This window comes from Jiangella ureilytica (assembly GCF_004348545.1).
Classification (GTDB): Bacteria; Actinomycetota; Actinomycetes; order Jiangellales; family Jiangellaceae; genus Jiangella; species Jiangella ureilytica.
The window spans coordinates 22,624-29,023 of sequence record NZ_SMKL01000076.1; the positions used below are offsets into that span (position 1 = coordinate 22,624).

Genomic DNA, 6,400 nt, shown 5'->3' on the forward strand with positions numbered 1-6,400 from the left:
CCCACTCGGAGGTGGACACCATCAGCCGGCCGCCCGAATACACCCGAGCCTGGACGTTCCTGGCTCCCGTGGTGCTCGCAGGCTGTGGCGTCCTGCTGGTCATCAGCGCCAAGGCCGCCGACGGCGACGACCTGCGCGGGAGCGACGTCATCGCGTTCTCCGACCTGGTGCGCGCCGAGGAGCAGCGGGTCCAGGAGCTCCAGGCCCGCATCGACGACCTCTCCTCCGACATCGAGGATCTCACCGCCGGCCAGGGCAGCAGCGCGTCCGCCGAGGTCGACCGGCACACCGAGGAACTGATGCCGGCGGCCGGTCTCACCCCGGTCCAGGGGCCGGGCCTGACGGTCACCCTCGACGACGCGCCGCTGCCGAACAACCTGGGCGAGGACTCCGAGTTCAACACCGAGGACTACCTCGTCCACCAGCAGGACCTCGAGGGCGTCATCAACGCGCTGTGGGCGGGTGGCGCCGAGGCCCTGAGCGTCATGGACCAGCGCATCGTCTCGACCAGCACGGTGCAGTGCGAGGGCCCGGTGCTGCTGCTCAACGGCCGCACGTTCTACCCGCCCTACACCATCAGTGCCATCGGCGACGAAGACGCCATGCGCGACGCCCTCGACGACTCCCTCGCCGTGCGCGAGTACCGCATGTGGGCCGACCGCATCGGGCTGACCTACCGCGTCACCGGCGAGGACGACATCTCGATGCCGGCCTTCACCGGCAGCGTCCAAGGAGGCCAGACGTCGTGAGCCCACGCATCCTCGTGGTCGACAACTACGACAGCTTCGTCTTCAACCTCGTCCAGTACCTCGCGCAGCTCGGCGCCCACTGCGACGTGCGCCGCAACGACGAGATCGGCTCGGCCGACGGCTACGACGGCGTCCTGCTCTCCCCCGGCCCGGGCACACCCGAGAAGGCCGGCGGGTGCATCGAGCTCATCCACACCCTCGCCGGTCGTACGCCGGTCTTCGGGGTGTGCCTCGGCCTGCAGGCCATCGGCGTGGCCTACGGCGCCACGGTCGGCCGGGCGCCCGAGCTGCTGCACGGCAAGACCAGCCAGGTCCACCACGACGGCGACGGCGTGCTGGCCGGGCTGCCCGACCCGTTCACCGCCACGCGCTACCACTCGCTGGCCGTCGAGCCGGACACCGTCCCGGCCGAGCTCGAGGTCACGGCGCGCACGGCAGGCGGCGTTGTCATGGCCATGCGGCACCGGTCGCTGCCGGTCGAGGGCGTCCAGTTCCACCCCGAGTCGGTGCTCACCGAGGGCGGCCACCGCATGCTGGCCAACTGGCTCACCGTCTGCGGCGACGACGGCGCCGTGGCCCGCTCCGCCGGGCTCGCGCCGGTCGTCGCCCACGGTCCGGCGGTCGACCTCCCGGCCTGACGGGCGGCCGGCTCCCCGTCACACGACAGAGCCGCGCGGACCGGGATCGCTCCCGAGCCGCGCGGCTCTCGGGGTTCGTGCGGTGGCTCCTTACGGGCCGAGGACGCCGCCGTCGCCGCCCTCATCGGCTCCGGTGTCGCCGCCGGTCTCGGTTCCGGTGTCGCCGCCGGTGTCGTTTCCGGGATTCTCGTTGCCGGGGTCGTCCGTACCCGGCGTCTCGGTCTCGGTCGGAGTCTCGGTCGGAGTCTCGGTCTCGGTGGGCTCCTGGGTGGGCTCCGGCGCCACGGCGACGTAGATGATGACGGTGTCGCCCTCTTCGAGCTCGGTGCCCTCGCCGGGCTCCTGCCGGAAGACGTTGCCCTCGGGCGCGTCGCCGGTCTCCTGCTGGCGCACATCGGCCACGAGGTTGAGCCGCTCGAGGGCCTGGACGGCGGCGTCCTCGCTCATGCCCACGAGGTTCGGCACCGGGATGACGACCTCGCCGCTGGAGATGACCAGGTTCACCGGGCTGTTCGGAGCGACCGACGCGCCACCCTCGGGGTCGGTGGACAGGACGGTGCCGGCCTCTTCCTCGCTGTCCTGGCGCGTGACGTTGCCGGGTTGCAGCCCGGCGTCGCGGATGGCCTGTTCCGCCTCGGCCTGTGGCCGTCCGACGACGGGGGGCACCTGGACCATCTCGGGAGCCGCGCCGATGGTGAGCGTGACCGTCGAACCCTCGTCGAGCTGGGTGGAGGGCCGCGGGTCCTGGCGGATGACCGTGCCGACCTGCGCTTCGTCGTCGGTGGGTTCGGTCTCGATCTCCGGTTCCAGGTTCTCGCCGGCCAGCCTGGTCTCGGCCTCTTCCTGCGTCATGCCGACGAGGTTCGGCACGGTGGCCTGGGCGGTGCCGCCGGAGTTGAAGATCAGGTAGCCGATGAGCCCGGCGATGGCCAGCACCGCCAGCGCACCGAGGACGACGGCCCACCAGCTGAAGCCCTTGCGCTCGTCGTCGTCGTCCTCGTACTCGTCGGGGTACGGGGTCGCGTCGTCGAGCGGCACGGCGCCCGCGGCCACCGTCGCCGCCCCCGCGTTGGCGATGAGCTGCGTGGCGGCGGAGGTGTCGGCGGCGGCCGCGACCGGCAGCCCCGCGGCGGCCCGCTCGAGGTCGGTACGCATCTCATAGGCGCTCTGGTACCGGTGCAGGCGGTCCTTGGCCAGCGACTTCATGACGATGGCGTCGAGCTCGGGCGTGATGTTGGGGTCGAGCGCCGACGGTGGAGTGGCCTGCTCGCGTACGTGCGAGACCGCCACCGACACCAGCGACTCGCCGATGAACGGCGGCCGGCCGGTGAGCAGCTCGTACAGCACGCAGCCGCTGGCGTAGAGGTCGCTGCGGGCGTCGGCCTGCTCGCCGCGCGCCTGCTCGGGCGAGATGTACTGCGCGGTGCCGACGACGGCGGCCGTCTGGGTGAGGGCCATGCCGGTGTCGGCCAGCGACCGGGCGATGCCGAAGTCGGTGACCTTCACCTCGCCGCCGGTGGTGATCATGATGTTGCCGGGCTTGATGTCGCGGTGGACGATGCCGGCGCGGTGGCTGTACTCGAGCGCGTCGAGCGTGGCGACGAGGATCTCGATGGAGCGCTCCGGCGTGAACCGCTGGTGCGCCTGGATCATCTCGCGCAGCGTCTGGCCCTCGACGTACTCCATGACGATGTACGGAAGGCGGTGGCCGTCGACGTAGTCCTCGCCGGTGTCGTACACGGCGACGATGTTGCGGTGGTTGAGCGACGCGGCGGACTGCGCCTCGCGCCGGAACCGGGCCTGGAAGGTGGCGTCGCTCGCGTGGTCGACCCGCAGCATCTTCAGGGCGACGACGCGCCCCAGCCGGGAGTCGCGGCCACGGCGGACCTCGGCCATGCCACCGCGGCCGATCACCTCGCCCAGCTCGTAGCGATCTCCGAGGAGTCGCAACTCGTTCATTGTCCGGCCCTTTCTCGACTCAACCTCGCGCAGGCTACCTGTTTCGGGCTCTCCGGCGCTGCTCCTGACCGAACAGTGAAGATGGTCACGATCCCAGCACCGCCTGCATGACCGCCCTGGCGATGGGTGCCGCGAGCCGTCCGCCCCCGATGTCGTCGCGTGCGGTGTCGGGCGCGTCCTCGATCACGACGGCGACCGCCACGCTGGGCTCGTCGGCCGGCGCGAACGACGTGAACCACGCATACGGCGGGCGTTCCGGCGAGCTCTGCGCGGTGCCGGTCTTGCCGGCGACCTGGATGCCGTCGATCTGGGCGTTCTCGCCGGTGCCGTTCTCGACGACGTCGACCATCATCTGGGTCAGCTCCTCAGCCGTCTCGGGCGAGACGGCGCGGGTGCGCTCTTCGGGCTCCGTCCGCTCGATCGGGCTGACGAGGTCCGGGCCGCTGACCTCGCGGACGAGGTACGGCTCCATGAGCACGCCGTCGTTGGCGATGGCCGCCGACACCATGGCCATCTGCAGCGGCGTCGCCTGGACGTCGAACTGGCCGATGGCCGAGAGCGCCGTCTGGGGCTCGTCGGGGTCGGGCGGGAAGACGCTGGTGGCGGCGTTCATGTCGTCGTTGGTCAGCGGCTGGGTGCCGAAGCCGAACCGCTCGGCCTGCTCGCGCAGCGCGTCGTCGCCGAGCTCGTTGCCGAGGTAGGCGAACGCGGTGTTGCACGAGATGCGCAGCGCCTCGGTCAGCGTCGGCGTGCCGTCGAGGCAGGCCTCGCCACTCTGGTTCGGCAGTGGACGCGTCGACTGCGGCAGGTCGTAGTCGGCGGGCCCGGGAACCTCGGTGTCGGGCTCGAACTCGCCCGACTCCAGCGCCGCGGCGGCAGTGACCAGCTTGAACACCGAACCCGGTGGCAGCCGCTGGGCGATCGCGCGGTTGAGGTCGGGCTTGTCGGGGTCGGCCGCCAGGGCGTCGCGGGTGGCCTGCTGCTCCTCGAAGGAGTGGCTGGCCATGGGATTGGGGTCGTAGGACGGCGTGCTGACCATGGCCAGGATGGCGCCGGTCTGCACGTCGATGGCGACCACGGCGCCCTTGAAGCCCTCGCCGGTCAGGCCGTCCCACGCCGCCTGCTGCGCCGCGGGGTCGATGGTCAGCCGGACCGCCCCGCCGCGGGGCTCCTCGCCGGTGACGAGGTCGATGAGCCGCCGGACGAACAGGCGGTCGTCGTCGCCGGACAGGATGTCGTTCTGCGCTCGCTCGAGCGCCGTCCGGCCGAACGTGTAGGAGTAGTAGCCGGTCAGCGGCGCATAGACGGCTTCGCCGGGATACTGCCGCAGGAACTGGTACTCGTCGTCGACCGGCACCGACTGGGCGACGGGGGTGTCGTCGGCGAGCAGGATCGGGCCGCGCTCGCGGGAGTACTCGTCGAGCAGCACCCGGCGGTTCTCGGACCGCGCGTTGAGGTCGTCGGCCCAGAACGCCTGCACGTAGGTGGCGTTGATGAGCAGTGCGATGCAGAGCAGCAGGCAGCCGGCGGAGATGCGGCGGATGGGCGAGTTCATCGGATCCTCACCACCTGGGTGACGGCGGTCTCGGCCTGTGACGCCGGCGACGACGACGACGGCGGAGTGGGCCGGCGGGCGGCGTCGGACAGCCGGATCAGCAGCGCCACGAGCACCCAGTTCATGACCAGTGACGAGCCACCGAGGGACAGGAACGGCGTGGTCAGGCCGGTCAGCGGGATGAGCCGTGTGACGCCGCCGAGCACGATGAACACCTGCAGGAAGAAGCCGGCGGCCAGGCCCGCGGCCAGCAGCTTGCCGAACGGGTCGCGCAGCAGCAGGCCGGCCCGAAGGCCGCGCGAGGCCAGTAGCGCGTACAGCAGGATGATCGCGATGAGCCCGGTGAGCCCGAGCTCCTCACCCAGCGCCGAGCCGATGAAGTCGCTCTCGGCGATGGGGGTCAGGTCGGGGCGGCCCTGGCCCAGGCCGGTGCCGAGCAGGCCGCCGTAGGCCAGCCCGTAGAGCGACTGCGCGACCTGGCCCGTCGGGTCGATGAACGGGTCCATCCAGAAGTCGACCCGCTCCGCGACGTGCGAGACGACGGCGTTGGCGGCGAACCCGCCGGCCAGGATGAGCAGCAGGCCGAGGATGATCCACGAGATGCGCTCGGTGGCCACGTAGATCATCAGCACGAAGATGCCGAACAGCAGCACCGACGGGCCGAGGTCGTTCTGGACCACCAGGATGCCCAGGGCGGCGATCCAGACCAGCAGGATCGGCCCGAGGTCGCGCGCGCGGGGGAGGTCGACGCCGAGGAACCGGCGCCCGGCCAGCGCGAGCGCGTCGCGGGTCTGTACCAGATAGGCGGCGAACGCGATGATCAGGATGATCTTGGCGGCCTCGCCCGGCTGGAACGTCATGGGGCCGACGTTGATCCAGATGCGGGCGCCGCGGATCGAGTGGCCGATGACGGGCAGCAGCGGCAGCACCAGCAGGAGCAGCCCGCCGAGGCCGGCGAGGTATGGCAGACGCGACAGCATGCGGTGGTCGCGGACGACGATCAGCACGGCGACGAACAGGGCGACGCCGACCGCCATCCAGGTCAGTTGCGTGGTTGCGCGGGTGGTGCCGTCGGCGATGTCGAGCCGGTGGATCATGGCCAGGCCCAGCCCGCACAGCGTGACGACTATGGGCAGGATGACGGGGTCGGCATACGGCGCCCGGATGCGGATGACGACGTGCGCGATGGCCGTCGCCACCGACAGCCCGCCCAGGTAGGCCAGCGCGTTCGGCGGGACCCGGCCGAGCGCGCCGAGGTCGACGCTCACGTAGGCGAACGTCGCGATGCCGATGGCGAAGACCAGCAGGACGAGCTCGGTGCCCCGGCCTCGGCGCGGTGCGGCGGCCTCGACGGCGGGAGCCTCGGAGCGCGAGCGGGCCCGGTCGAAACTCATGACGACACCCCCGAGCAGAGCAGTCCGGGGAAGCCGGCCTCGCCGCCGAGCCAGCCGTCGTCGGTGCCGGGGGTGGCGCCGTCGGTGGGTGTCGGGGCCGGGGTC

5 protein-coding genes are annotated in these 6,400 nt (G+C 71.6%); 2 read left to right on the forward strand and 3 right to left on the reverse strand.

Features of this window, described 5'->3' with window-relative positions:
• The first annotated feature begins 11 nt into the window (after positions 1 to 11).
• Complete coding sequence (locus tag E1212_RS24535; protein WP_131987358.1) at positions 12 to 749, forward strand: DUF881 domain-containing protein; 738 nt, start codon at positions 12 to 14, stop codon at positions 747 to 749.
• Positions 746 to 1,387: an aminodeoxychorismate/anthranilate synthase component II gene (locus E1212_RS24540; RefSeq protein WP_131987360.1), complete on the forward strand. Its 642-nt coding sequence runs from the start codon at positions 746 to 748 to the stop codon at positions 1,385 to 1,387. The genes E1212_RS24535 and E1212_RS24540 overlap by 4 nt, the downstream gene beginning before the upstream one ends.
• Before the next feature lie 90 nt (positions 1,388 to 1,477).
• Here the strand turns inward: E1212_RS24540 and pknB are convergent, their stop codons facing one another.
• The 3 genes from pknB to E1212_RS24555 all read right to left on the reverse strand — a co-directional run bounded on the left by pknB (position 1,478) and on the right by E1212_RS24555 (position 6,295).
• Positions 1,478 to 3,346, reverse strand: a complete 1,869-nt coding sequence (gene pknB, locus E1212_RS24545; RefSeq protein ID WP_131987362.1) for a Stk1 family PASTA domain-containing Ser/Thr kinase — start codon at positions 3,344 to 3,346, stop codon at positions 1,478 to 1,480.
• Positions 3,347 to 3,431: 85 nt separating this feature from the next.
• On the reverse strand, positions 3,432 to 4,901 hold the full coding sequence (locus E1212_RS24550; protein WP_131987364.1) for a peptidoglycan D,D-transpeptidase FtsI family protein: 1,470 nt from the start codon (positions 4,899 to 4,901) through the stop codon (positions 3,432 to 3,434).
• Positions 4,898 to 6,295, reverse strand: coding sequence for an FtsW/RodA/SpoVE family cell cycle protein (locus E1212_RS24555; RefSeq protein ID WP_131987366.1), 1,398 nt, complete (start codon positions 6,293 to 6,295; stop codon positions 4,898 to 4,900). Before E1212_RS24555 ends, E1212_RS24550 begins: the two co-directional genes overlap by 4 nt.
• Between the last annotated feature and the right edge of the window lie 105 nt (positions 6,296 to 6,400).